Below are 24,494 nucleotides of genomic sequence, written 5' to 3' on the forward strand. Positions count from 1 at the left end.
GCCGTCCGGCCGCCGCCCGTCACGTGGGGGGGGGGACCACCATGGCACTCTTCGGCAACGCGCACACCGTCGACCCGGCGCAGGCACAGCAGGACTACTCCCGTCTGCTGGGCCACGGCGAGCAGGTGCACGCCGCGTTCCTGCTGATCCGCGACACCATCCTGTTCACCGACCGCCGCCTGATCATGGTCGACAAGCAGGGCATCACCGGCAAGAAGGTGGAGTACCACTCCGTCCCGTACCGCAGCATCACGCACTTCGCGGTGGAGACCGCCGGCACCTTCGACCTCGACGCCGAACTCAAGATCTGGATCTCCGGCACCCCAACCCCCATCCAGAAGACCTTCACCAAGGGCGTCGACATCTACGAGGTCCAGGCCATCCTCACCCAGTTCGTGGCCCGCTGACCCGAAAGGGTGAATGCGCCGCATATGCCAGACGCAGGGGCCATGAGCGCGCCAGTCTTGCGCTCATGGTCACCGCAACACACGAGGCCTCCCACCGGCTCTTCCAGGAGCACCCGGAAGCCCTCGCACCCGTCTTCGAAGCACTGGGTCTGCCGCCGCCGCTGAAGACGGACTTCCACGGGCTGTCCCCCGATGTCACCGAGATCCGCCCGATGGAACGCCGCGCGGACACGGTGCTGAAGTTCGAGCCCGACGTGGGCGAGCACTTCGTCCTGGCCGTGGAGGCCCAGACGAAGAAGGACCCGGACAAGGCGAAGAGCTGGTCGTACTACGTCGCATACCTGCACGCGAAGTACGACCTGCCCGTGCTGCTGGTCGTGGTCTGCCGCGACCGGTCCACCGCGTCCTGGGCGACGGGCCCCTTCGAGTGCACCGTGGATCCCTGGACGACCCAGGTCACCCGCCCGTTCGTGCTCGGCCCGCAGACCGTCCCGGAGGTCACCGACGAGACGGTGGTGGCCCGGCAGCCGGCGCTGGCGGCCCTCTCGGCCATCGTTCACAGCGAAAGCCGGAGGGCAGCCGCCATACTGGAAACGGTCGCCCGCGGGCTCATGTCCTTCGAGCCGGACATCACGAAGTACTGGTTCGAGGTGGTGGAAGTCGGTCTGGAGTCCACGCCGACCAGGAAGAACTGGAGGAAGCTGATGCAGGACGTCGTCACCCACTTCCCGGGACACAGGACGCTCTTCGAGGAGAAGTACCTGAAGGGCGTAGCCGAAGGCAGGGCCGAGAGCAAGGCCGAGGACATCCTGCGCGTCCTGAAGGTACGCGGGCTCACCGTCTCCGACGACGACCGCGAACGCATCACCACCTGCACCGACCTCGACACGCTCACCGCCTGGTTCGACCGCTCGCTGACGACCACCACGGCCGAGGACCTCTTCGCCGAGGAGAAGCCGGCCTCCTGACCGCAACCGAGCCGCCCACGCCGACGCGCCCCGCTCCCGATAACAACCAGAAGCGGGGCGCGTGTTGTTGCCGAGTCAGCGTTCCGAGGCGTAAGCCACGAACTCCGCCCACGCGCCGGGCGCGAGCGTCAGACGGGGGCCGTCGACGTTCTTGGAGTCACGGACGTGCACGGCGCCGGGGGTGAGAGCAAGCTCAACGCAGGAGTTGCCGTCGTTTCCGCCGCTGTAACTGCTCTTGAACCACGCCAGCTCGGAGGCATCCCCGGCAGTGGTCTTGCGGATCATGTCTCTCCCAGCAGTTGTTCGATGAAGGCCAGCGACTCCCGCGGTGAGAGCGCCTGGGCCCGGATGGTGCCATACCGCAGCTCAAGGATGCGCAAGTGTTTGAGTTCGGTGATCGTCCGGCCGTTGAACACGCCGTCCGAGCGCCCCACAGCCGTGCCGTCCGGAAACTTCAGCAGCTCGATCCGACCGTCTAGGCCAGAGTGGGTGTCGCAGTCCATCGGCATCACCTGAAGCACGACATTGTGCAACCGACTTACCTCCAGCAGACGTTCAAGCTGCTGACGCCACACCATTGTGCCCCCGATAGGGCGCCGCAGGACCCCCTCTTCCAGGACGAAGCTGAGCGCCGGCGCGGGCGAGCGTTCGAAGACCGATTGCCGGGCCAGGCGAGCGGCCACCATGCGTTCCACATCGTCTGGCGAGTACGGGGGCTGCGCTGCCCCGATCACCGCTCGCGCGTGCTCCGTCGTCTGCAACAACCCAGGAATGATGTGGCACTCGTACAGAGCGATCTCAACCGCCTTGCCCTCCAACTTCCCCAGTTCCCGAACCTTTTTCGGATACCGGACCTTCTTCACGTCCTCCCAGGCCGCCGCGATGAGCCCGCCCGCGTCCAACACCTCGTCGGCCCTGTCCAGGTACTCCTGCCGGGGAATCCGCTTGCCGCCCTCGACCTTGTAGACGAGGTCGTCCCCGTACCTGACCGCCGCTGCGAAGTCGGCGACCCGCATCCCCACAGCCTCCCGCCGCAGCCTCAGCTGACGCCCCACCGTGGCGAGAACGGCCACACCCCACTCGTCGTCCGGGTCCACCTCCCACCCCGGCTCGTCCTCCCCGGTCCGGAGCCGTACCGCCTCGCCGTCCACCGACATACCGCACTCCTCTTTCGTACCGCCGTGCCGTAACACCCGTACTCATAGGCCCGTTTCCGACGGTTCGGACAGCGGCCGACAAGCTCCGACAGTCACTCTACGTATCGAGTCAGTCACTGTTCACGGTAAGCTCATCCGGCCACGCTCGGTCACGTGAACAGCGAAAAGTCCACCCAGCTTCTGTCGCCCGCCGACCACTTCAGCGTGCTCCTGTCACCCACACCCCGCGGCGCCCGCCTCGCCCGGCTGCTCGCCACGGACTGGATGCGCGACCGGGACCTGCCCCACCGCGCCGCCGAGGCCGCCGAACACCTCGTCGCCGAACTCGCCGCGAACGCCGCCACCCACGGCCGGCTCGCCGGACGCGACTTCCGCCTCGCCCTCCTGGACCGCGACGCGACCCTCCGCATCGAGGTCACGGACACCCGCGGTGACGACCTCCCGAACCGCCGCGTGCCCGCCCCCGACGCCGAGTCCGGACGCGGCCTGCTCCTCGTCGAGGCCCTCGCCGACCGCTGGGGCGTGCGGCTCGGACCGGTCCCCCGCAAGACCGTATGGGCGGAAATCGATCTAACGCCCTCCTGACCAGTGGAAACAGATCCGGCACCGGAACCCGACCGCGTGTGTTCCGGTGCCGTCGGCCGTCTTTCCCAAGGACCGCGGGAGAGAAAGAAACTTCACCAAGCCCCACCCCTCCCGCCCACGGCGCACGCTCACTCGCGCGAGTGGACATCACCGACTGGACTGGATATGTCACGGGTTGTCAGCCCTACGCTCAGCACAGCACACGGCCTCAGACATGCAAACGGCCCCCGCCGGGAGTCTGGAGCCCTTGGTCCGGCCCGCCGCCTTCCTGGCCCACCGCCTGACGGCCAAACTGCCGCTCCTCCCGCCCACCTCGGTCACCGTCCTGCCCAACGACCTCACCGAGACCAGCCCCGTCGAACGCCGCGTGGACACCCTCCTGCGACTGGACACGGAGGACGGTGATCCGCTGCTCCTCGCGGTCGAGGCCCAGGGCCGGAAGGATCCGGACAAGCCCGCCAGCTGGGCGTACTACGCCTCGTACCTCCTCACGAAGTACCGGCTGCAGCCGCTCCTGCTGGTCGTCTGCCAGGACCGCGCCACCGCGGAATGGGCCGCGCGCGAGGTCAGCTTCGGTCCCCGTCAGTGGCCCCTGCTGACCCTGCGGCCTCTGGTCGCGGGACCGCACAACATGCCGGTGATCACCGATCCGGCCGAAGTCCGCAAGGATCTCGCCCTCGCCACGCTGTCCGCGATCACCCACGCCACGCATCCGGACGCCGGGGCCATACTCAAGTCAATGACGAACGTTCTGCGGGACACACCGCAGAACATCGCCGACCCGATCATCGAACTCGTCGCACAAGGCCTGGGCAAGCACCCGGCCGCACAACTGTGGAGGAAACTGGTGGCCGTGGACCTCTCCTTTTACAAGTCCCCCCTCTCCGAGGAAATCCGAGACGAAGGCCGGGCCGAAGGCCGGGCCGAAGGCCGGGCCGAAGGCGAGGCGCGACGCGCCGCCGAGGATGTCCTGGACATCCTGGAAGTGCGCGGCCTCGACGTCCCCGACGCGGTCCGGGAACGCATCACCGGCTGTGGCGACCCGGAGATCCTGCGGCACTGGCACCGGCGTGCCGTCACGGCCCCGACGGCCGTGGAGATCTTCGAAGACGAGTAGTCACGGCTGCCGGAGGGAACTCCCGCGCTGACTGCCGGGGATGCGCGTCATCGGACTGGCCGACGGGAAGGACCGCTCGCCGTCCGAAGAAAGTGCGTCCCCGGCACGCGGATAACCGGAGGTACGACTCCGACCCGCGACAGCCGGCGCGAGCGCAGGCGCGCGCTTTTTCGAGACGACCCCCGCGAGGCCGAGCGCGGGCTACGCGGACCGGCCGCTTCACGGCGAGGGTCATCACAGTGGTGGTCGCTGTCCTGCTTGCGTGCGACAAGGGTCCGGCGACTGGCGATGCCGCAAGACGGACGCCCAGCTCGCCCGGCAGCGTCCGCTGCTGGACAGCCTGGACAGCATCGAGGCCCTGCGCGAGTGGTGCGACCGGGCAGGGGACCGGCAGGACGCCAGGGGATGCGAAGGCGGCTGCGAGATCGGCTCGCTCGCCAGCGAGCTCGCCGACAGCGATCAGTCTGCGCGGGCCGGCCTCGTCGCCGCCTTCGACCGGTGGGAAGGACCCATCAGGTCGGGACTCGCGCGCATGCAGGCACGCGGCGAGCTGCACGAGAGTGCCGATACCGCCGCGCTCGCCACCGCACTGCTGGCCGCCATCCAGGGCGGCATGCTGCTGTCCCAGGTCCGCCGGTCGAGCACCGCCTACCGCCAGGCCGTGTCAGTGGTGATCGACCACATCGAGAGCCATCTCGTCCGGTAGCGGCTCGAGTGCCTCAACTCGCCACTGCTGATCAAGTGCCTCTGTGACGGAGCACAGGATCGGACGGAGGCCGTGTTGCCGTCCCCGGAACACTCGTACGAGGGAGCACGTTCGCGGGTGCCATGCGAGCTCACACCATGAAGAACAAGCTCAGGAAAGCGCGAACGTGGCTTGATGCGGCGCCAGGGCTACTGATCGCCGTCGCTGCGGCCGGGGCCGACGCCGACGAACGCGAAACGCTACTGAACCTGCTTGCCGCCGAACCGGAACTGGTGGCGCCAGGCTCGGACAGACGCTGATCGGCGCCAAGAACCACTCCGGCCGCACCACGAACATGGTCACCCACCGCATCCGGACGCCCGTACCACGCGGCTCCAGACCGCCCGCCACCGCTACTTCCCGCCCTGCCCGCCAGGCGTCGACGGCCCTGTCGATCTCGCCGACGCCTCGGTCTCGTTCGCCGGTTACCTCGCCGGCCAGCCAGCCGGGCATCACGGAGCAAAGCCGCGCCGGCCCCCGTCGAACGGCGCGACCGGCCGGACAGCATCCACCTGGACGACGAGGCCCTCGGCCCCGTCTCCGGCTGCCTTCTCCGCCGGCCGCCGAGCACCTGACGGAGAGCCGATGGAGAAGGCCCGGCGCTACGAAGGGGCCCGGAAGCACAGTGCGCTTCCGGGCCCCTCCCTGCTGCCGGGCCTACTTCGGCTGCGGCTTCCGCACCGTCAGGTGGAGTTCCTTCAGGCGGGACTCGTCCAGCTCGGTCGGGGCGCCCATCATCAGGTCCTGGGCGTTGCCGTTGAGGGGGAAGGCGATGGTCTCGCGGATGTTGGGCTCATCGGCCAGCAGCATGACGATGCGGTCGACGCCGGGCGCGATGCCACCGTGCGGCGGGGCACCGAAGCGGAACGCGCGGAGCATGCCGGCGAACTTCTCCTCCACCGTCTCGCGGTCGTAGCCCGCGATCTCGAACGCCTTGAGCATGATCTCCGGCTCGTGGTTCCGGATCGCTCCGGAGGACAGCTCGACACCGTTGCAGACGATGTCGTACTGCCAGCCCAGGATGTCCAGCGGGTCCTGGGTCTCCAGGGCCTCCAGGCCGCCCTGCGGCATCGAGAAGGGGTTGTGCGAGAAGTCGATCGTGCCGGTCTCCTCGTCCTTCTCGTACATCGGGAAGTCGACGATCCAGCAGAAGCGGAAGACGTTCTCCTCGAAGTGTCCGGCCCGCTTGGCGGCCTCCACCCGCACCGCGCCCATGATCTTCGAGACCTCGTCGAACTCACCCGCACCGAAGAACACCGCGTGGCCGGGGGCCAGCGAGAGGCGCTTGGTCAGCTCCGCGACGTTCTCCTCCGTCAGGAACTTGGCGATCGGGCCGCTCAGCGAGCCGTCCTCGCCGACCCGCACCCACGCCAGACCCTTCGCACCCTGCGCGACCGCGAAGTCACCGAGCTGGTCGAAGAACTTGCGGGGCTGGCCGGAGACGTCCGGCACCGGCAGCGCGCGCACGTGCTTGCCGGCGAACGCCTTGAACTCCGAGCCCTCGAAGACGTCGGTGATGTCGACGAGCTCCAGCCGGGCACGCAGGTCCGGCTTGTCGGAGCCGTACTTCAGCATGGCCTCGCGGAACGGGATCCGCGGGAACGGCGACGTCACATGACGGCCGTTGCCGAACTCCTCGAACAGCTCGGTCATCAGCTTCTCGATCGGCTGGAAGACGTCCTCCTGCTCGACGAAGCTCATCTCCACGTCGAGCTGGTAGAACTCGCCCGGCGAGCGGTCCGCGCGGGCGTCCTCGTCACGGAAGCAGGGCGCGATCTGGAAGTAGCGGTCGAAGCCGGAGATCATCAGCAGCTGCTTGAACTGCTGCGGCGCCTGCGGCAGCGCGTAGAACCTGCCCGGGTTGAGGCGCGAGGGGACCACGAAGTCACGGGCGCCCTCGGGAGAGGTCGCGCTCAGGATCGGCGTCGCCATCTCGTTGAAGCCCAGCGCCGTCATCTTCTGGCGAATCGCCGAGATGACCGACGTGCGCAGCAGGATGTTGCGGTGCATGCGCTCGCGGCGCAGGTCCAGGAAGCGGTACTCCAGACGCCGCTCCTCGTTGACCCCGTCCTCGGTGTTGATCGTGAAGGGGAGCGGGGCGGCGGCGCCCAGCACCTCGACCGCGGAGACCTCGACCTCGACCTCACCGGTCGGCAGCTCGGGGTTGATGTTCTCCGTGCCACGGGAGACGACCTCGCCGTCGACGCGGACCACCGTCTCCTTGGAGAGCTTGTCCAGCGCCTCGTAGGCCTCCGTGCCCGGGCGGGCCACGAGCTGCGTGATGCCGTAGTGATCGCGCAGATCGATGAAGAGGATGCCGCCCAGGTCGCGCCGATTGTGCAGCCAGCCACTCAGCCGGACGCCGGTGCCGACGTCAGAGGCGCGGAGCTCGCCGCAGGTGTGGGACCTGTACCGATGCATCGTCGTTCATCCAGCCTTCGCGGATCGGGGTCTTTGTTTCACGTGAAACTCCCCCCAGCCTACCGGCCACCCCACGATCGCTTCTCCGTCATGACCCATCGAGCGCGCGTCCGACTTGGGTGGCAGTTTTCGGCACCCTCTTCCTAAAGTGGTGCAATGCGTACTGGTGAGCCCCTGCCCGCCCTGGGGGACGTCCTCGCCGGCCTCGACACCGGCCTGTGGCACTGGGACACCGCGGCCGGGCTGGTGACGGTCGACGCCGTGGCGGCACGGCTGATCGGACTGCCCCCCGAGCAGGTCTCCCTCACCGAGGCCCAGGTCCGGGCCCGGCTGCACCCCGTGGACTGGAACGGGATCACCGGTTCGGTCCAGCTCGCCGTCATCGAGGGCACCCTCGCCGAGGTACGCATCCGGATCATGGACGGCCAGGACCGGGTCGTCCGGGTGGTGCGCAGCCGCCTCAAACCGGCCTACGACCGCGTACGCAAGGCGTACGTCCTCACCGGCACCCTCCACGAGGTGACCGAGCCGGCGCCGGGCACGCCCGCCGGGAGCGGCGCGGTCACCGGCGACCGGCGGCGCTCCCGGGAGGCGTTCCTGCTCGACGCGGGCCGGGCGCTGGCGGAGGCGCGGTCGACGCAGGAGGTGCTGCGGGTCGCGGCCAACCTGTCGATGCCCGGCTTCTCCCCGGACGGGCTGGCCGTGTTCGGGGTCGAGGGCGACCGGCTCACGGTCGTCGGCCACCACGGACACGAGCACGGCGCCGACAACCCCTTCTCCATGCCGCTGGACACGGACTACCCGGCCGCCGAGGTGGTGCGCACCGGACGCGCGGTCTACCTCTCCTCCCCGGAGGAGTACGAGGCCCGTTACCCCCTCACCTGGCCGCTCGCCCAGCGCTTCGGGCGTCGGTCCTGGGCGTTCCTGCCGCTGACCGCGTCCGGTCGCACCATGGGCGCCTGGCTGGCGGCCTTCACCCATCCGGTCGCGTTCACCCCCGACGAGCGTTCCGTGCTGACCACGGTGGCGCGGATGCTGGCCCAGGCGCTGTCCCGCGCGGGCACGGCCGAGAACGAGCGGGCGCTGACCGACGGTCTGCAGCGCTCGATGCTGCCGAGACTCGGCCCGCAGCGCATCCCGGGCATGAGCGTCGCCGGCCGTTACGTCCCCACCGGCGGGGGCCTCCAGGTCGGCGGCGACTGGTACGACGTGATCCCGCTGCCGAGCGGGCGGTTCGCGCTGGTCATCGGGGACGTCCAGGGCCATGACGTGCGGGCCGCCGGGCTGATGGGCCAGCTGCGGATAGCGCTGCGGGCGTACGCCTCGGAAGGCCACCGACCCGACGCCGTCCTGTCCCGCGCCTCCCGCTTCCTGCACGGGATCAGTGAGGCGGACCCCGCCGAGACACGCTTCGCCACCTGCCTCTACGTCGAGGTCGATCCCGGCAGCGGGGTGCTGGAGATCGCCCGCGCCGGGCACCCGGATCCGATGATCCGGCTGGCCGACGCCACGGTGCTGACCCGCCCGACGGCCGGCGGACTGCCGCTGGGCATAGACCCGGACGCCGACTACCCCACCACCCGGCTGCCGCTGGAGCCCGGTGAGACCCTGCTGATCTGCACGGACGGGCTGATCGAGACCGGCGGTCACGATCTGGAGACCGGCTGGCAGCGCCTGCGCGGCATCCTCGAGGAACACAAGGGCGACCAGGAGGAACTGGCCGACGCCCTGGTGCAGGGGGTGCACGGCCCCTCCTCGCACCACACCACCGGTCCGCTGGCCGACCGCCGAGAGGACGACATCGCCGTACTGCTGCTGTGCCGGAAGGGCGAGGGATGCGGCTGCGGCGCGGAGTCGGACACGGCACTGCCACCGGTGCGCCGCACGATGCTGACGGTGGCGCAGGCCGAGCCCGAGCGGATCGCGGTGGCCCGGCAGCAACTGCGCGAGCTGCTGCACGACTGGTCCTCGGCGGACCAGGTGGACTCGGCGGTGCTGCTGCTGTCGGAGGTGCTCACCAACGTCCTCGTGCACACCGACACCGATGCCCTGCTGCTCGCCGAGGTGACCGGCGGCGGGAACGGCCGCCGGATACGCGTCGAGGTGACCGACGCCTGCGACGACCTGCCGCACGTCCGCAGCCCTGGCGAGCTGGCGTCCTCCGGACGCGGCCTGCTCATGGTCGAGCTCCTCGCGCACGCCTGGGGCGTCGCCCCGCGCGGCGAGGGCAAGAGCCTCTGGTTCGAGCTGTACGAGACGGAGCGGACCGGGTCCGGCTGAGCCGCCGGGGCGTACACCGGTCCTGACCCCCGGCCGGCCCGTCCCGCGAGTGGATCCCCTGTCCGGGAGCCGCCCGCCCGGCGGCACGTACCGCAGGCCGCTCGCTCACCGGCGCCCTTCCCCCTCACCCACGACCCGGCCGGAACGCCCCGGCCGCGGACGGACGTCGTCGTGTCCGTCCGCGGCCGGGACCACTGCCGGTCCCGGGGCAGTCCTCAGGCGCCGTCGTTGCCGGCGGACGGTCCGCCCTCCGACATCCCGTGCACGGCGGGGACCGTTCCGAGGCGGCCCTTCTGGAAGTCCTCGAAGGCCTGCTGGAGCTCTTCCCTGGTGTTCATCACGAACGGGCCGTAGTGGGCCATCGGCTCGCGGATGGGGCGGCCGCCGAGAAGGACGATCTCCAGGTCCGGCGTGTGCGCGTCCTGCTTCTCGTCCGCGCGGACGGTCAGCGAGGAGCCCGCGCCGAACACGGCGGTCTGGCCCAGGTGGACCGGGCGCCGCTCGGCGCCGACGCTGCCGCGGCCCGCGAGGACGTACGCGAGGGCGTTGAAGTCCTCCCGCCAGGGCAGGGTGATCTCGGCGCCCGGCGCGAGCGTCGCGTGGATCATCGTGATCGGCGTGTGCGTGATGCCCGGGCCCTCGTGCCCGTCCAGCTCACCGGCGATGACGCGCAGCAGGGCGCCACCGTCGGGGGAGGTGAGCAGCTGGACGCTGCCGCTGCGGATGTCCTGGTAGCGCGGGGCCATCATCTTGTCCCGGGCCGGGAGGTTCACCCACAGCTGGAGTCCGTGGAACAGCCCGCCGGACACCACCAGGTGCTCCGGCGGCGCCTCGATGTGCAGCAGGCCCGCGCCGGCCGTCATCCACTGGGTGTCGCCGTTGGTGATGGTGCCGCCACCGCCGTTGGAGTCCTGGTGGTCGAAGATGCCGTCGATGATGTAGGTGACGGTCTCGAAGCCGCGGTGCGGGTGCCAGGGGGTGCCCTTCGGCTCCCCGGGCTGGTACTCCACCTCGCCCATCTGGTCCATCATGATGAACGGGTCGAGATGGCGGTAGTTGATCCCGGCGAACGCCCGTCGCACCGGGAAGCCCTCGCCCTCGAAACCGCTCGGAGCGGTGGTGACGGTGAGCACGGGACGTGCCACGGCATCGGCGGACGCGGTCACACGGGGCAGCGTCAACGGGTTCTCGACGGTCACTGCAGGCATGTCGGTACCTCCTCGGTTACGCCCACTTTAGTTGAGCGTTGAACTTCCTGCCACCCCGAACGCCGAGAGCCCGGAGGGAATTCCCTCCGGGCTCTCGGCGGCAGGCGAGGCGGCCGGGCCCCGCCGTTCGGATCGCGCCGCGGACGCGGGGCCACCGGCGTCGACGAGGCGCCACCGCTCCTCCGCGACCCGGCTCGATCGATCCGGCCCGATCCGGTCCGATCAGATCTGGCCCGATCCGATCAATCCGATCCGATCAATCCGAGCCGAGCCGATCCGATCGACACGCCTAGCCGTACATGCGGCGCATCGCGAACTCGACCATCTGTTCCACGGCCTTCGCGTCGAACACCATCCGGTGCTCGCCCTCCATGTCGAGGACGAAGCCGTAGCCGGTCGGCAGCAGATCGATCACCTCGGCGCCGGTGATCACGAAGTACTTGGACTCCTTGCCCGCGTACCGCCGCAGCTCCTTGAGCGAGGTGAACATCGGGATCACCGGCTGCTGGGTGTTGTGCAGGGCGAGGAATCCGGGGTTGTCGCCGCGCGGGCAGTACACCTTGGACGTGGCGAAGACCTGCTGGAAGTCCTCGGCCGCCATCTGCCCCGTGGTGAACGCGCGCACGGCGTCGGCGAGCGAGGGCGCGGACGGCTCGGGATACAGCGGCGCCTGCTGTCCGTACCCGCCCGGCATCTGCTGCTGCTGCGGCGGGACGTACCCCTGCTGTGCCCCTGTGCTCTGGTCGTAGCCGTACATGCCGCACAGACTACTGACCCCGCGGGAGGGGTGGGTCACAGATGTCCCGTTCGGGGTTGCTTCTTATTACCGACGGGTAGCATCATCGTAGCTACCTGTCGGTACGCGAATCACGTGAATCAGTTGCGAGGAGCCAGTGCCTCGCCGATCCCTCTCTAACGGAGCCGTCGCCATGGGGCACTACAAGTCGAATCTCCGCGACATCGAGTTCAACCTCTTCGAAGTACTCGGGCGCGACAAGCTGTACGGCACGGGCCCCTTCGAGGAGATGGACGTCGACACCGCGAAGAGCGTCCTCGACGAACTGACCCGGCTCGCGGAGAACGAGCTGGCCGCGTCCTTCACCGACGCCGACCGCAACCCGCCGGTCTTCGACCCGGAGACCAACACCGCGCCGGTCCCGGCGTCCTTCAAGAAGAGCTACCAGGCCTTCATGGACTCCGAGTACTGGCGCCTGGGCCTGCCCGAGGAGATCGGCGGAACCACCGCGCCCCGCTCCCTGATCTGGGCCTACGCGGAGCTGATCCTCGGCGCCAACCCGGCCGTGTGGATGTACTCCTCCGGCCCGGCCTTCGCGGGCATCCTCTTCGACGAGGGCAACGAGGTCCAGAAGCACATCGCGCGGATCGCCGTCGAGAAGCAGTGGGGCTCCACCATGGTGCTCACCGAGCCGGACGCCGGCTCGGACGTCGGCGCCGGCCGCACCAAGGCGGTCCGGCAGGAGGACGGCTCCTGGCACATCGAGGGCGTGAAGCGCTTCATCACCTCCGGTGAGCACGACATGTCGGAGAACATCCTCCACTACGTGCTGGCCCGTCCCGAGGGCGCCGGACCCGGCACCAAGGGCCTGTCCCTCTTCCTCGTCCCGAAGTACCTCTTCGACTTCGAGACCGGCGAGCTGGGTGAGCGCAACGGCGTCTACGCCACGAACGTCGAGCACAAGATGGGCCTGAAGGCCTCCAACACCTGCGAGATGACCTTCGGTGACAGGCACCCCGCCAAGGGCTGGCTGATCGGCGACAAGCACGACGGCATCCGCCAGATGTTCCGCATCATCGAGTTCGCCCGCATGATGGTCGGCACGAAGGCGATCTCCACCCTCTCCACGGGCTACCTCAACGCCCTGGAGTACGCCAAGGAGCGCGTCCAGGGCCCCGATCTGGCCGACTTCATGGACAAGACGGCCCCCAAGGTCACCATCACCCACCACCCGGACGTGCGCCGCTCGCTGATGACGCAGAAGGCGTACGCGGAGGGCATGCGCGCGCTGGTGATGTACACCGCGTCGATCCAGGACGAGATCCAGGTCAAGGAGGCGAACGGCGAGGACGCCTCCGCCGAGCACGCCCTCAACGACCTGCTCCTGCCGATCGTCAAGGGCTACGGCTCCGAGAAGGCCTACGAGCTGCTCGCCCAGTCGCTCCAGACCTTCGGCGGCTCCGGCTTCCTCCAGGAGTACCCGATCGAGCAGTACATCCGGGACTCCAAGATCGACACCCTCTACGAGGGCACCACCGCGATCCAGGGCCAGGACTTCTTCTTCCGGAAGATCGTCCGCAACCAGGGCGCCGCGCTGAACTCCCTCGCCGAGGACATCAAGAAGTTCCTCGCGCTCGGCACCGGCGGCGAGGAGCTGGCCGGCGCCCGCGAGCACCTGGCCAAGGCGGCCGTCGAGCTGGAGGCCGTCGTCGGCCTGATGCTCACCGACCTCGCGGCCACCGAGCAGGACGTCAAGAACATCTACAAGGTGGGTCTGAACACCACCCGCCTGCTGATGGCCTCCGGTGACGTGGTCGTCGGCTACCTGCTCCTGAAGGGCGCCGCGATCGCCGCCGAGAAGCTGGAGACGGCCTCCGCCAAGGACCGGGCCTTCTACACCGGCAAGATCGCCGCGGCGAAGTTCTTCGCGGCGAACGTCCTGCCCGGCGTCACCCTGGCCCGCAAGATCGCCGAGGGCGTCGGAACGGACCTGATGGAACTGGACGAGGCGGCGTTCTAGGACCACCCCGCACCGCACGAGGTCACCCGCACGGACCCGCGGGGGCCCGCCCGCACGGATCCCGCAGGGACCCCCCGTCCGGGCCGCACGGGCCTCCTCGTCCGGACGTCCGAGCCCCGAGAGGGCCCGCTCCCCGCACCGGGAAGCGGGCCCTCTCCCTCGTTAAGGTGAACCCATGAGCGAACCTCCCCGCTTCGACCGCGGCCACACCGACGACCTCATGTCCTTCCTCGCGGCCAGTCCCACGCCGTACCACGCCGTGGCGAACGCCGCCGAGCGGCTGGAGAAGGCGGGCTTCCGGCAGGTCGCGGAGACGGACGCCTGGGACGGGGCCGCCGGCGGCAGGTACGTGCTGCGCGGCGGTGCGGTCATCGCCTGGTACGTCCCCGAGGGCGTCGGCACACACACGCCCTTCCGGATCGTCGGTGCCCACACCGACTCCCCCAACCTGCGCGTGAAGCCCCGCCCGGACAGCGGAGCGCACGGCTGGCGCCAGCTGGCCGTGGAGATCTACGGCGGTCCGCTGCTCAACTCCTGGCTCGACCGCGACCTGGGCCTGGCCGGCCGGCTGACCCTGCGCGACGGGTCCACCCGCCTGGTCGACGTCGACCGGCCCCTGCTGCGGATTCCCCAGCTCGCCATCCACCTGGACCGCTCGGTCAACGCCGACGGCCTGAAGCTCGACAAGCAGCGGCACACGCAGCCCGTCTGGGGTCTGGGCGACGACGTGCGCGACGGCGACCTCATCGCCTTCCTGGAGGAGACCGCGGGCCTGGAGTCCGGCGCGGTCGCCGGCTGGGACCTGATGGTGCACTCCGTCGAGCCGCCCGCCTACCTGGGCCGCGACCGCGATCTGGTGGCCGGCCCGCGCATGGACAACCTGCTCTCGGTGCACGCCGGTACGGCCGCGCTCGCCGCCGTGGCCGGACGCGGCTCCGACCTGCCGTACATCCCCGTCCTCGCCGCCTTCGACCACGAGGAGAACGGCTCCCAGTCCGACACCGGGGCGGACGGCCCGCTGCTCGGCAGCGTCCTGGAACGCTCGGTGTTCGCGCGCGGAGGGTCGTACGAGGACCGGGCCCGCGCCTTCGCCGGCACCGTCTGCCTCTCCTCCGACACCGGCCACGCCGTCCACCCCAACTACGCGGAACGGCACGACCCCACCCACCACCCGCGCGTCGACGGCGGCCCGATTCTCAAGGTCAACGTCAACAACCGCTACGCCACCGACGGTTCGGGCCGGGCGGTGTTCGCCGCGGCCTGCGAGAAGGCGGGCGTCCCCTTCCAGTCCTTCGTCTCCAACAACGCGATGCCGTGCGGCACCACCATCGGCCCGATCACCGCGGCCCGGCACGGCATCCGGACCGTCGACATCGGCGTGGCCATCCTGTCGATGCACAGCGCACGCGAACTCTGCGGCGCACAGGACCCGTTCCTGCTGGCCAACGCCCTCGTGGCGTTCCTCGGGGGACAGGCGGAGCAGTCGTCCGCAGCGAGCTGAGGCGGGCACGGGCGGACGCCGCGAGGCGCTCCGCCCCGCGGGTTCCGGCACCGGTCTGTCGGCGTGTCAACTCCCGGACCGCGCATGGGAACCGTCCGCCCGGGTACCCGGAGTCCACCGGAACCACCGGACAGGGAGGCGACACCATGGGCCTCGGCGGATGCATCATCCTCATCGCCGTGGGAGCAATCCTCACGTTCGCGACCGACTGGGACATGCAGGGTGTCAACCTTGACCTCGTCGGCGTCATCTTCATGATCGTCGGTCTGATCGGCGTCGCGACCTTCAGCAGCATCGCCCGGCGCCGGCGGGTCGTCGTACCCCCCGCCGCACCGGTCGTGGACGACCCCACCCGGACCCACCACACCCGCGACGGCTACGGCGACGGATACGGCGTGTGACAGCACGCTCCCCGCTGTGACAGCGTCTCCCCGGCTCAGGACTGCTCCGGACAGGCGAATGCCGTCCGGGGCAGCCGGGGACGGATGCCCGCCGACGTCCCGGGAGCCCACCGGGAGCACAATCCAGGATCCCGTCATTCCCGATGCCCCGGGCGGCTTACCCGGGGCATCGGGGAACGGCTGCCGGGGAAGCGCTCAGGTCATGAGATTCCTCGTGTACGACCGGATCCTCGGGATCGGGGACGACTACTGGATCGAGGACGACCACGGCAACAAGGTCTTCCTCGTCGACGGCAAGGCCATGCGGCTGCGCGACACCTTCGAGCTGAAGGACACCGAGGGCCGTGTCCTCGTCGACATCCGCCAGAAGATGTTCGCCCTGCGCGACACCATGGTGATCGAGCGGGACGGGGAACCGCTGGCGACGATCCGGCGCAAGCGGCTGTCCCTGCTGCGCCACCACTACCGGGTGTCCCTGGCCGACGGCAGCACCGAGCTCGACGTCAGCGGCCGGATCCTCGACCGGGAGTTCGCCGTCGAGTACGACGGCGAGCTGCTCGCCGTGATCTCCCGCCGCCTGCTGCGCGTCCGGGAGACGTACGGCATCGACGTCGTACGGGAGGACGCGGACCCGGCACTGCTGATCGCGGTGGCCGTGTGCGTGATCCACCTGGCGGAGAAGGAGCGGGAGGACCACTAGCGGGGCCGGGAGGCGGCCGGGCGCGCTCCGGCCGGTGGGCCCGCGCGGCCGACCGGGTGCGGGCCGTCCGGGCGGGGCGCCGGACCCGTACGGCAGGGCACCCGGGGCCGCGGGCGCCCCGCGGCGGATGCGGGGGCCTCCACCCGCAGGAGAGGCCCGTGACCCAATACCGGCCCCTAAGTCACCTCGAGGCCTGCGTCCGGCGCGGCACGCGAGGACGTCCCCGCTCCCGGGGTCATCGGCATCGGACTCGCCGCGGTGCTGACGTTCGCGCTCGCCCGGGGCTCGTGGCAGTGGTTCGCCACGTTCATCGGGGTGACGCTCCTCGCGGTGATGTCCGCCTTCCGGCGACGGGCGGGGTGGACGCCGGGACCGGCTTTCGGGACGGGCCCGCCCGGACGGCCGGCGGTGGGAGCTAGCGCTGGGGGCTAGCGGTGGGGGCGGTCCAGGCCCAGGACGCGGTCCTTGAGGGCCGGGAAGCGTTCGCGGGTGCCCGCGACCGTGCCCGGGTCGAACTCCACCGTGAGCACTTCCTCGCCCGCGCCGGCCTCGGCCAGCACCTCGCCCCACGGATCGACCACGATCGAGTGGCCCGCCTGGGGAACCCCCGCGTGCGTCCCTGCCGTCCCACACGCGAGGACGAACGACTGGTTCTCCACCGCCCGCGCCCGCGCCAGCAGCGTCCAGTGGGACCGGCGGCGCTCCGGCCAGCCCGCCGGGACGACGAGGGTCTCGGCGCCGGCGTCGACGAGGCCGCGGAAGAGTTCGGGGAAACGGAGGTCGTAGCAGGTCGCCACACCCAGGACGGTGTGCGGCAGAGGGACTGTCACCAGTGTGTCGCCCGCTCCCATCAGCACGGCTTCGCCCTTGTCGAAGCCGAAGCGGTGGATCTTGCGGTAGGCGGCGACCGGCTCACCGGAGGGGGAGAAGACGAGCGAGGTGTTGTAGAGCGTCCCGTCCGGGTCACGCTCGGGAATGGATCCGGCGTGCAGCCACACGCCCGCGTCGCTCGCGGCCTTGGCCATCGCCTCGCAGGTCGGCCCTTCCAGCGGTTCCGCCTCGTCGGCGAACCGCTCGTAGGCGAAGGCACCCGTGGTCCACAGCTCCGGAAGCACGACGAGGTCGGCACCGGCCTGTTCCCTCACCGAAGCGGCGATCCGGCGCCGGCGGGACGCGACCGATTCGCCCTCGTTCACGGCTACTTGGACCAAAGAGGCGCGCACACTACCACCGTCCTGGCATTCGGCCCGCGCGTACGGGCCTACGATCGTCACACGAAAGCACTGCCGGGGTGCCTCACAGCAGCGTAACTTGGGGGTCCCCCTGTTCGAGCGCAGCCGAGAACCTGGGGGAGTCACAAGACACCCGCCGAGTGCAGCCGCCACCCACTGGCACCGCCGCCACCACCTGCCCGTGAACCGACCGCCGAGGGGTCCCGTTTCCGTGAGTCTGCATCCCACCCTCCAGCCCTACGCCGACGCCTGGACCCACTCCATCGAGGCGATATCCGAGCTGGTGCAGCGGCTCCCGGAGGCCGACTGGAACCGGCGCACACCGTGCCCGGGGTGGTCGGTCCGTGACGTGGTCTCGCACGTCATCGGCCTGGACTCCGAGATGTACGGCGACCCGCGCCCCATCCACACGCTGCCGCGCGACCTGTTCCACGTCATCAACGACCACCAGCGGTACATGGAGATGCAGGTCGACGTGCGCCGCCACCACACGGCGCCGGAGATGACCTCCGAGCTGGAACTCATGATCATCCGCCGCAACCGCCAGCTGCGGAACGACAACCGCGCCCCGGACGCCATGGTGCGCGGCCCGCTCGGCACGGAGCTCACGCTGGAGGAGTCCATGCGCCGGCACGCGTTCGACGTGTGGGCGCACGAGCAGGATCTGCGCACCGCCCTCGGCCACCCCGGCAACCTCGACTCCCCCGGCGCGCACGTCGCCCGTGACGTGCTGCTCGCCGAGCTGCCGCGGGTGGTGGCCGAGCTCGCGCAGGCCCCGCGCAGCTCGGCCGTGGTCATCGACGTGCACGGTCCGGTGGAGTTCCTGCGCACGATCCGCGTCGACATCCAGGGCCGCGGCACGCTGGAGACGGCACCGGCGCTCGGCCCCGCCGCCACCCTCGCCCTGGACTGGGAGACCTACGTCCGCCTGGCCTGCGGCCGGGTGACACCGGAGGCGGTGGCGGACCGCGTGAAGACGGAGGGTGACCCGGACCTGACGGCGGCCATCCTGCGGCACTTCGCGGTGACTCCCTAGCCGCGGGCAGCCGTGCCTCCCCCGTGCCGCGGGCTTGGGAGGCGGCCCCGAGGGCGTCGGGGATCCGCCGCTCGGCCAGGGACTCGGGGGAGGGCGGGCGCCGGGGTCCCCGCGGGAGCGCGGAGCGCTCGGGGGAGGCACGAGGCACCCCGTGAGCGCCGGGCCCCGCCCCACCCGACGCCGGCCCCGGGCCCGGGCCACTACACGGGCACGTGCACCGAAGACACCCGGCTCGCGACCAGCCGTTCCCGCTCCCTGCGCGCCGCCCGCCTCCGCAACCGCAGGATCTGCGCGGCACCCAGCGCCTGGAGCACGAACACCGCCGAGAAGGCGACGCGGTAGTCGTCCCCGGTCGCGTCCAGCAGCACACCGATCGCGAACAGCGTCGTCATGGAGGCCACGAAGCCCCCCATGTTCGTGATTCCGGACGCCGTCCCCTGCCGCTCCGGCGGATTCGCCGGCCGGGCGAAGTCGAACCCGATCATCGACGCAGGCCCGCAGGCCCCCAGCACCGCGCACAGCACCACCAGCAGCCACATCGGCGCCGTATCGGCCGGGTAGGCCAGGGTCGCGGCCCACAGCAGCGCCGTCGCGCCCACCGTCCCGAGCGCCAGCGGCAGCCGCGCCCCGTGGTGCCGGGCGATGATCTGGCCGTAGACGAGTCCGACGGCCATGTTGGACAGCACGACGAGGGTGAGCAGCTCACCGGCGACCGCCCGGGACAGCCCCTGCGCCTCGACCAGGAACGGCATGCCCCACAGCAGCAGGAACACCATCGCCGGGAACTGGGTGGTGAAGTGCACCCACAGCCCGAGCCTGGTGCCCGGCTCCCGCCAGGAGGCGGCGATCTGCCGGCGGACGTACGCGGCCCCCCGGTGCGGGACGGGCTCCGGTTCGTGCTCCTCGGGGTGGTCCTTCAGGAACAGCACCAGCAGCACGAACACCACGGCGCCGGCGAACGCGCTGCCCGCGAACGCCGCCGTCCAGCCGATGCCGTGCAGCAGCCGGGCCAGGACCAGCGTGGAGACGAGGTTGCCCGCCATCCCGACCAGCCCCGCCATCTGCGCGATCAGGGGCCCGCGCCGGGCCGGGAACCAGCGGGTGCCCAGCCGCAGCACGCTGATGAACGTCAGCGCGTCCCCGCAGCCGAGCAGCGCGCGCGAGGCGAGCGCCGTGCCGTACGACGGGGAGAACGCGAACCCCAGCTGTCCCGCCGTGAACAGCACGGCGCCGATGCCCAGCACCTTCTTGGTGCCGAGCCGGTCGACCAGCAGCCCGACGGGTATCTGCATGCCCGCGTAGACCAGCAGCTGGAGGATGGAGAAGGTGGACAGGGCGGAGGCGCCCACCCCGAAGCGGTCGACGGCGTCGAGGCCGGCCACGCCCAGCGAGGTGCGGAAGATGACGGCGACGAAGTAGACCGAGACGCCGACGCCCCACACGAGGAGGGCGCGCCGTCCACCGGGTGGGTCCCCGGGCAGGGTGCCGGGGACCGTACGCGCTGCGCTCACCGCACCTCGCCCCGGGCCAGGTGGGAGAACCAGCCGACGTGCCGGTGGACGACGGCGACGGCCGCCTCCGGATCGCCGGAGCGCATCGCCTCCAGGATCTCCCCGTGCTCGGCGAGGGTCTTGGCGGTGCGGTCGGGGTGGGAGTGCATCACGGCGACACCCATGCGCAGCTGGCGGTCGCGGAGCTGGTCGTAGAGGCGGGAGAGGATCTCGTTGCCGCCGCTGCGGACGATCTCGGCGTGGAAGCACCGGTCGGTGACGGCGGCCGCGGCGAAGTCGCCGGCGGCGGCCTGCTCCCGCTGCCGGGCGAGCAGCCGCTCCAGGCGCTCGATGAGGCCGGGCGGCGCGGGCACGGCCTTGCGGACCGCGTGCTCCTCGACCAGCAGCCGCGTCTCCACGACGTCGGCGATCTCCTGCGCGGAGACCGGCAGGACGAGGGCGCCCTTCTTCGGGTAGAGCTTGATCAGCCCCTCCGCCTGTAGCCGCAGCAGCGCCTCCCGCACGGGAGTGCGCGACACCCCGACGGCCTCGGCCAGCTCCCCCTCGGTGAGCAGCGTCCCGCCCTCGTAGCGGCGGTCCAGGACGCCCTGCTTGACATGGCTGTAGACGCGGTCGGCGGCGGGGGGTTGCCTCACGGCGGCCAGGCTCATACCGACAGGATAGATACAACACGTACGCATGGAAGCCTCCGTCCACGATGCGGACCAGGGGAAGCGGGAAACGATCCCGATCCGCGTACAACCATCCGCGCGCGTCACGGGTCGGACAGGTGCGGCCCCCATGCGGTCGCAGTCCAACACCACCGCACCATTGGGGCATTCAACTCAATCGGGGTATCTCACTTGATGAACGGCATTCAGGCCATCCGTCTCCGCAGAGCCGTCGGCGTCGCCGTGACCACCGGCGCCGTACTCGCGTCCGGAGCCCTCTACGCTGCGCCCGCGCAGGCCGCTTCCGCGCCCACGATCGTCGCCAAGGGCGGCTACGTGATGAACAACGGGAACGGCAAGTCGCTGTACACGAAGAAGGCGGACACGCCTCTCTCGACCGGCTCGACGACGAAGATCATGACCGCGAAGGTCGTGCTCGCGCAGAAGAACCTGAACCTGGACGCCAAGGTCACGATCCAGATGGCGTACAGCGACTACATCGTGAAGCACAACGCCTCGTCGGCGCGCCTGATCGTCGGCGACAAGGTCACCGTGCGCCAGCTGCTCTACGGGCTGATGCTGCCGTCCGGCTGCGACGCGGCGTACGCGCTCGCGGACAAGTTCGGCACGGGCTCGACGCGTTCGGCCCGCGTGAAGTCGTTCATCGGCAAGATGAACTCGGAGGCGAAGAAGCTGGGCCTGGCGAACACCAGCTTCGACTCCTTCGACGGCATCGGCAACGGCAAGAACTACTCCACGCCGCGCGACCTGACGAAGATCGCCAGCAGTGCGATGAAGAGCTCCACGTTCCGCTCGATCGTGAAGACGAAGAAGTACACCGCGAAGACCGTCACCAAGACGGGCGGCACCCGCACGATGGCGCCGTGGAACAACACCAACACGCTGCTCAGCAGTTACAGCGGCACGATCGGCGTGAAGACCGGCTCGGGCCCGGAGGCCAAGTACTGCCTGGTCTTCGCCGCGACGCGGAACGGCAAGACGGTCATCGGCACGGTTCTCGCGTCGACCTCCGCCACCCAGCGCGAGACGGACGCGAAGAGGCTCCTGAGCTACGGCTTCGGCAAGATCTGACAGCGCGCGGAACACGAGAGGGGCCCACAGTCACCCGCGGGCCCCTCTTCCGTGTCCGGCGCCGCCGTCCGCCATACCGGCTCCCGTCAGCCGGTACAGCGGTTTCCATCATCTTCGCTCGCAGTCGTGAACATCCCCGAACCGGCTGGCATATGCCCTCCGCCCCGCTTTACGTTCCCGGCGGAGGTGGTTCATATGAACGAGCCGAGCAGGCGACCGGACCGTGCCGAGCGGCACGAGGCGATCGACGTCAGCGACTTCGTGTACGCGGCGACCGGAGAACGGGTCCGGAGGCTGACCACGCCGGACGGAAACCACTGGTTCCCAGCGGTGGACGTCTGCAAGCGGTTGGGCTACACCACGCCCCGAAAGGCGCTCCTCGACCATGTCCCGGAAGACCATCGAGACAATCTCGAGACAGTGACTGGAAGTCACTGTCTCAGCATTCCCGCAGGTAGGAGCTGGCGACGAGACCTGCAACTCATCGACCTCCAAGGTCTGATCCTGCTTGTCAACGCCTGCACGAAACCGGCCTGCGCGCCCTTCAAGCAGTGGGTGGCCGAGGTGATCGAAACCGTGCAACGGGAGGGTCACTACACCCTGGCGGAGGCCGAGGTGCAATCTCCCGAACCGGGTGCCCCCATCGCCTACGCCATGCCGGAACAGGTCGCCGAGGCCATCGTCCGGCTGGAGGCGCACAACCTTCGACTGGATGAGGAGCTGGCCGGCGGGCAGCGTGAATCGATCGCGTTGCAGAAGGAGACGGTGGCCCTGCAGCGGGAGATGCTGGCGACCCGGCAGGCCACCCTCGCCGTGCAACAGGCCATGGTGCGGGCGGTGGAACGCATCGTGGACCGGTTCGACGCCCTCGTCCTCGAGCGCCGGACGCCCCGTGGCCACGTCACGGCACCGCCCACCACGGAGTCCGTGCTGGCCGACTGGCGGCAACGGCTGTCCGTCACGCAGGACGTGTGGGCGGTGGCCGTGGCCATCGCCCCGGTGCTCGTCGAGAAGGGTGAGCTGCGCGAGCCGCTGGAGTCGGTCGCCGCCCGTACGGGGCTTTCCGTGCGCCGCGTCAACGAATGCCTCCGGCTGCTGCGCAAGCACGCCTGCATCCACTCCCGGGGCGGGAGCGAGGACGGGGCTCCGGTGTACGTGCTCCACCAGGTCTGAGCCCGGCACGGCGGCCCGGCACGGCGGCCCGGCACGGCGGCCCGGTCGGCAGGAGGGGCGTCGCAACTCCAGCTTGCGGCGCCCCTCCTGTGAAGAACCTACTCGGTTCGCGGCCCTCACGCCCAGGTGATCAACCGCTTCGGCTGTTCCAGGACGGCGGCCACGTCCGCCAGGACCTTGGAGCCCAGTTCGCCGTCGACCAGGCGGTGGTCGAAGGACAGGGCGAGCGTGGTGACCTGCCGGGGCTTGACCTTGCCCTTGTGCACCCACGGCTGGAGCTTGATCGCACCGACCGCGAGGATCGCGGACTCACCGGGGTTGAGGATCGGCGTGCCCGTGTCGACACCGAAGACGCCGACGTTGGTGATCGTCACCGTGCCGCCCTGCATCGCCGCCGGGGAGGTCCTGCCCTCCCGGGCCGTCGACACCAGCTCGCCCAGGGACTCGGCGAGCTGCGGCAGCGTCTTGGCGTGGGCGTCCTTGATGTTCGGGACGATCAGGCCGCGCGGGGTGGCCGCCGCGATGCCCAGGTTGACGTAGTGCTTGACCACGATCTCCTGGGCCGTCTCGTCCCAGGAGGCGTTGATGTCGGGGTTCCGTCTGATCGCGACCAGCAGGGCCTTGGCGATCAGCAGCAGGGGGTTCACGCGCAGGCCCGCGAACTCCTTGTCCTGCTTGAGCTCCTCGACCAGCCTCATCGTGCGGGTCACGTCCACCGTCACGAACTCGGTGACGTGCGGCGCGGTGAACGCCGAGCCGACCATCGCCGCCGCCGTGGCCTTGCGGACCCCCTTGACCGGGATACGGGTCTCCCGGGTGGTGTCGTACGACACCGGAGCGGCCGCCGGAGCGGGTGCGGCCGCCGGGGCGGCCGGCTCCTGCGGGGCCGCCACCGCCGCGTGGACGTCCTCGCGGGTGATGACGCCGTCCGGGCCGGTCGGGGTGACCGTGGTCAGGTCGACACCCAGGTCCTTCGCCAGCTTGCGCACCGGGGGCTTGGCCAGCGGGCGCGCCGCCCCGGCGACGGGGGCCGGGGCGGAGGCCTGGGCGGGAACGGCGGTGTGGCCGTTCAGTTCCGCGTGAACGGCCGCCGCCGCCTGCCGGGCCGCGGTGTCCGGGGCCGCCTGCTTGCGCGGGCGGCGGCGCGTGGATGACGTCGCCACGCCGTAGCCGACCAGGACGGGCTGGCGGCCCGCGCCGTGGGCGGTCGGCTCCTCGGCCGCGGGCTGCTCCGCCGCGGGCTCCGGCGCGACGGCCGGTACGGGTGCCTCCGGCGCCGCGCCGCCCGAGACGTCCACCGCGATGATGGACGTGCCCACGTCGACCGTGGTGCCCTCGGGGAAGTGCAGCGCGCGGACCACGCCGTCGTAGGGGATGGGCAGTTCGACGGCCGCCTTCGCCGTCTCGACCTCGCAGACCACCTGGCCGTCGGTGACCGTGTCGCCGGGCTGGACGTACCACTTGAGGATCTCGGCCTCGGTGAGGCCCTCCCCCACGTCCGGCATCTTGAACTCGCGTACGGACGCGTCCGTCATCGTCGTCACGACCCTCTCC

23 protein-coding genes are annotated in these 24,494 nt (G+C 70.4%); 14 read left to right on the plus strand and 9 right to left on the minus strand.

Going from position 1 to position 24,494, the window contains the following annotated elements:
* The first annotated feature begins 41 nt into the window (after positions 1 to 41).
* Together ACF07S_RS14510 and ACF07S_RS14515 are read left to right on the plus strand one after the other, a co-directional pair.
* Positions 42 to 407: a PH domain-containing protein gene (locus ACF07S_RS14510; protein ID WP_391974293.1), complete on the plus strand. Its 366-nt coding sequence runs from the start codon at positions 42 to 44 to the stop codon at positions 405 to 407.
* Positions 408 to 472: 65 nt separating this feature from the next.
* Positions 473 to 1,375: a hypothetical protein gene (locus tag ACF07S_RS14515; RefSeq protein WP_391974294.1), complete on the plus strand. Its 903-nt coding sequence runs from the start codon at positions 473 to 475 to the stop codon at positions 1,373 to 1,375.
* 75 nt (positions 1,376 to 1,450) lie between these two features.
* Here ACF07S_RS14515 and ACF07S_RS14520 read toward each other — a convergent pair whose 3' ends face one another.
* The gene (locus ACF07S_RS14520; RefSeq protein WP_391962711.1) at positions 1,451 to 1,660 is read right to left on the minus strand and encodes a DUF397 domain-containing protein; all 210 of its coding nucleotides are present in this window, start codon (positions 1,658 to 1,660) and stop codon (positions 1,451 to 1,453) included.
* Complete coding sequence (locus ACF07S_RS14525) at positions 1,657 to 2,532, minus strand: helix-turn-helix domain-containing protein (protein ID WP_391974295.1); 876 nt, start codon at positions 2,530 to 2,532, stop codon at positions 1,657 to 1,659. Before ACF07S_RS14525 ends, ACF07S_RS14520 begins: the two co-directional genes overlap by 4 nt.
* A 153-nt stretch (positions 2,533 to 2,685) precedes the next feature.
* Here ACF07S_RS14525 and ACF07S_RS14530 point away from each other — a divergent pair, with 153 nt between their 5' ends.
* From ACF07S_RS14530 to ACF07S_RS14545, 4 genes are all read left to right on the plus strand, one after another.
* Complete coding sequence (locus ACF07S_RS14530) at positions 2,686 to 3,117, plus strand: ATP-binding protein (RefSeq protein ID WP_391974296.1); 432 nt, start codon at positions 2,686 to 2,688, stop codon at positions 3,115 to 3,117.
* A gap of 214 nt (positions 3,118 to 3,331) precedes the next feature.
* Complete coding sequence (locus ACF07S_RS14535) at positions 3,332 to 4,234, plus strand: hypothetical protein (RefSeq protein WP_391974297.1); 903 nt, start codon at positions 3,332 to 3,334, stop codon at positions 4,232 to 4,234.
* Between the two features lie 262 nt (positions 4,235 to 4,496).
* Entirely contained in the window at positions 4,497 to 4,940 is a 444-nt protein-coding gene (locus ACF07S_RS14540) for a TetR family transcriptional regulator C-terminal domain-containing protein (protein WP_391974298.1), read from the plus strand.
* Between the two features lie 137 nt (positions 4,941 to 5,077).
* Positions 5,078 to 5,239, plus strand: coding sequence for a hypothetical protein (locus ACF07S_RS14545; protein ID WP_391962706.1), 162 nt, complete (start codon positions 5,078 to 5,080; stop codon positions 5,237 to 5,239).
* A gap of 397 nt (positions 5,240 to 5,636) precedes the next feature.
* Here the strand turns inward: ACF07S_RS14545 and aspS are convergent, their stop codons facing one another.
* Positions 5,637 to 7,400 carry an aspartate--tRNA ligase gene (gene aspS / locus ACF07S_RS14550; protein WP_391962705.1) on the minus strand — a complete coding sequence of 588 codons (1,764 nt, stop codon included), beginning with the start codon at positions 7,398 to 7,400 and terminating at the stop codon, positions 5,637 to 5,639.
* A gap of 156 nt (positions 7,401 to 7,556) precedes the next feature.
* On the opposite strand from aspS, the gene ACF07S_RS14555 reads away from it, so the two are divergent.
* Complete coding sequence (locus tag ACF07S_RS14555) at positions 7,557 to 9,680, plus strand: SpoIIE family protein phosphatase (protein WP_391974299.1); 2,124 nt, start codon at positions 7,557 to 7,559, stop codon at positions 9,678 to 9,680.
* A gap of 215 nt (positions 9,681 to 9,895) precedes the next feature.
* Here the strand turns inward: ACF07S_RS14555 and ACF07S_RS14560 are convergent, their stop codons facing one another.
* The gene (locus ACF07S_RS14560; RefSeq protein WP_391962703.1) at positions 9,896 to 10,888 is read right to left on the minus strand and encodes a pirin family protein; all 993 of its coding nucleotides are present in this window, start codon (positions 10,886 to 10,888) and stop codon (positions 9,896 to 9,898) included.
* Between the two features lie 289 nt (positions 10,889 to 11,177).
* Positions 11,178 to 11,645: an SseB family protein gene (locus tag ACF07S_RS14565; protein ID WP_391963046.1), complete on the minus strand. Its 468-nt coding sequence runs from the start codon at positions 11,643 to 11,645 to the stop codon at positions 11,178 to 11,180.
* 172 nt (positions 11,646 to 11,817) lie between these two features.
* Between ACF07S_RS14565 and ACF07S_RS14570 the strand changes: the two genes are divergently transcribed.
* From ACF07S_RS14570 to ACF07S_RS14585, 4 genes are all read left to right on the plus strand, one after another.
* On the plus strand, positions 11,818 to 13,644 hold the full coding sequence (locus tag ACF07S_RS14570; protein ID WP_391962702.1) for an acyl-CoA dehydrogenase: 1,827 nt from the start codon (positions 11,818 to 11,820) through the stop codon (positions 13,642 to 13,644).
* Between the two features lie 175 nt (positions 13,645 to 13,819).
* Positions 13,820 to 15,145, plus strand: a complete 1,326-nt coding sequence (locus ACF07S_RS14575; protein WP_391974300.1) for a M18 family aminopeptidase — start codon at positions 13,820 to 13,822, stop codon at positions 15,143 to 15,145.
* Between the two features lie 146 nt (positions 15,146 to 15,291).
* Positions 15,292 to 15,546, plus strand: a complete 255-nt coding sequence (locus ACF07S_RS14580) for a DUF6458 family protein (RefSeq protein ID WP_391962700.1) — start codon at positions 15,292 to 15,294, stop codon at positions 15,544 to 15,546.
* Between the two features lie 202 nt (positions 15,547 to 15,748).
* The gene (locus ACF07S_RS14585) at positions 15,749 to 16,246 is read left to right on the plus strand and encodes an LURP-one-related/scramblase family protein (RefSeq protein ID WP_391962699.1); all 498 of its coding nucleotides are present in this window, start codon (positions 15,749 to 15,751) and stop codon (positions 16,244 to 16,246) included.
* Between the two features lie 428 nt (positions 16,247 to 16,674).
* Here ACF07S_RS14585 and ACF07S_RS14590 read toward each other — a convergent pair whose 3' ends face one another.
* Positions 16,675 to 17,469, minus strand: a complete 795-nt coding sequence (locus ACF07S_RS14590; protein WP_391974301.1) for a carbon-nitrogen family hydrolase — start codon at positions 17,467 to 17,469, stop codon at positions 16,675 to 16,677.
* Between the two features lie 220 nt (positions 17,470 to 17,689).
* Here ACF07S_RS14590 and ACF07S_RS14595 point away from each other — a divergent pair, with 220 nt between their 5' ends.
* Positions 17,690 to 18,514, plus strand: coding sequence for a maleylpyruvate isomerase family mycothiol-dependent enzyme (locus tag ACF07S_RS14595; protein ID WP_391962697.1), 825 nt, complete (start codon positions 17,690 to 17,692; stop codon positions 18,512 to 18,514).
* A gap of 200 nt (positions 18,515 to 18,714) precedes the next feature.
* Here ACF07S_RS14595 and ACF07S_RS14600 read toward each other — a convergent pair whose 3' ends face one another.
* Both ACF07S_RS14600 and ACF07S_RS14605 read right to left on the minus strand, forming a co-directional pair.
* Positions 18,715 to 20,025 (minus strand): nitrate/nitrite transporter, encoded by a 1,311-nt coding sequence (locus tag ACF07S_RS14600; RefSeq protein ID WP_391974302.1) that lies wholly within the window; start codon positions 20,023 to 20,025, stop codon positions 18,715 to 18,717.
* Complete coding sequence (locus ACF07S_RS14605) at positions 20,022 to 20,675, minus strand: GntR family transcriptional regulator (protein ID WP_391962695.1); 654 nt, start codon at positions 20,673 to 20,675, stop codon at positions 20,022 to 20,024. Before ACF07S_RS14605 ends, ACF07S_RS14600 begins: the two co-directional genes overlap by 4 nt.
* Before the next feature lie 195 nt (positions 20,676 to 20,870).
* On the opposite strand from ACF07S_RS14605, the gene ACF07S_RS14610 reads away from it, so the two are divergent.
* Together ACF07S_RS14610 and ACF07S_RS14615 are read left to right on the plus strand one after the other, a co-directional pair.
* Positions 20,871 to 21,767, plus strand: coding sequence for a D-alanyl-D-alanine carboxypeptidase family protein (locus ACF07S_RS14610; protein WP_391962694.1), 897 nt, complete (start codon positions 20,871 to 20,873; stop codon positions 21,765 to 21,767).
* A gap of 195 nt (positions 21,768 to 21,962) precedes the next feature.
* Positions 21,963 to 22,940, plus strand: coding sequence for a Bro-N domain-containing protein (locus ACF07S_RS14615; RefSeq protein ID WP_391974303.1), 978 nt, complete (start codon positions 21,963 to 21,965; stop codon positions 22,938 to 22,940).
* A 116-nt stretch (positions 22,941 to 23,056) separates the two neighbouring features.
* On the opposite strand, the gene ACF07S_RS14620 is transcribed toward ACF07S_RS14615, so the two are convergent.
* Entirely contained in the window at positions 23,057 to 24,484 is a 1,428-nt protein-coding gene (locus tag ACF07S_RS14620; RefSeq protein ID WP_391962692.1) for a dihydrolipoamide acetyltransferase family protein, read from the minus strand.
* Positions 24,485 to 24,494: the final 10 nt, after the last annotated feature.

Origin of the sequence: Streptomyces sp. NPDC016640 (assembly GCF_043076215.1) — a bacterium.
GTDB lineage: Bacteria > Actinomycetota > Actinomycetes > Streptomycetales > Streptomycetaceae > Streptomyces.

Coding starts and splice junctions, on each gene's coding strand:
- ACF07S_RS14520 (WP_391962711.1), bottom strand. CDS start 1,660: ATGATCCGCAAGACCACTGCCGGGGATGCCTCCGAGCTGGCGTGGTTC.
- ACF07S_RS14510 (WP_391974293.1), top strand. CDS start 42: ATGGCACTCTTCGGCAACGCGCACACCGTCGACCCGGCGCAGGCACAG.
- ACF07S_RS14525 (WP_391974295.1), bottom strand. CDS start 2,532: ATGTCGGTGGACGGCGAGGCGGTACGGCTCCGGACCGGGGAGGACGAG.
- ACF07S_RS14615 (WP_391974303.1), top strand. CDS start 21,963: ATGAACGAGCCGAGCAGGCGACCGGACCGTGCCGAGCGGCACGAGGCG.
- ACF07S_RS14610 (WP_391962694.1), top strand. CDS start 20,871: ATGAACGGCATTCAGGCCATCCGTCTCCGCAGAGCCGTCGGCGTCGCC.
- ACF07S_RS14565 (WP_391963046.1), bottom strand. CDS start 11,645: ATGTACGGCTACGACCAGAGCACAGGGGCACAGCAGGGGTACGTCCCG.
- ACF07S_RS14545 (WP_391962706.1), top strand. CDS start 5,078: ATGAAGAACAAGCTCAGGAAAGCGCGAACGTGGCTTGATGCGGCGCCA.
- ACF07S_RS14585 (WP_391962699.1), top strand. CDS start 15,749: ATGAGATTCCTCGTGTACGACCGGATCCTCGGGATCGGGGACGACTAC.
- ACF07S_RS14555 (WP_391974299.1), top strand. CDS start 7,557: ATGCGTACTGGTGAGCCCCTGCCCGCCCTGGGGGACGTCCTCGCCGGC.
- ACF07S_RS14535 (WP_391974297.1), top strand. CDS start 3,332: ATGCAAACGGCCCCCGCCGGGAGTCTGGAGCCCTTGGTCCGGCCCGCC.
- ACF07S_RS14575 (WP_391974300.1), top strand. CDS start 13,820: ATGAGCGAACCTCCCCGCTTCGACCGCGGCCACACCGACGACCTCATG.
- ACF07S_RS14580 (WP_391962700.1), top strand. CDS start 15,292: ATGGGCCTCGGCGGATGCATCATCCTCATCGCCGTGGGAGCAATCCTC.
- ACF07S_RS14605 (WP_391962695.1), bottom strand. CDS start 20,675: ATGAGCCTGGCCGCCGTGAGGCAACCCCCCGCCGCCGACCGCGTCTAC.
- ACF07S_RS14560 (WP_391962703.1), bottom strand. CDS start 10,888: ATGCCTGCAGTGACCGTCGAGAACCCGTTGACGCTGCCCCGTGTGACC.
- aspS (WP_391962705.1), bottom strand. CDS start 7,400: ATGCATCGGTACAGGTCCCACACCTGCGGCGAGCTCCGCGCCTCTGAC.
- ACF07S_RS14515 (WP_391974294.1), top strand. CDS start 473: ATGGTCACCGCAACACACGAGGCCTCCCACCGGCTCTTCCAGGAGCAC.
- ACF07S_RS14570 (WP_391962702.1), top strand. CDS start 11,818: ATGGGGCACTACAAGTCGAATCTCCGCGACATCGAGTTCAACCTCTTC.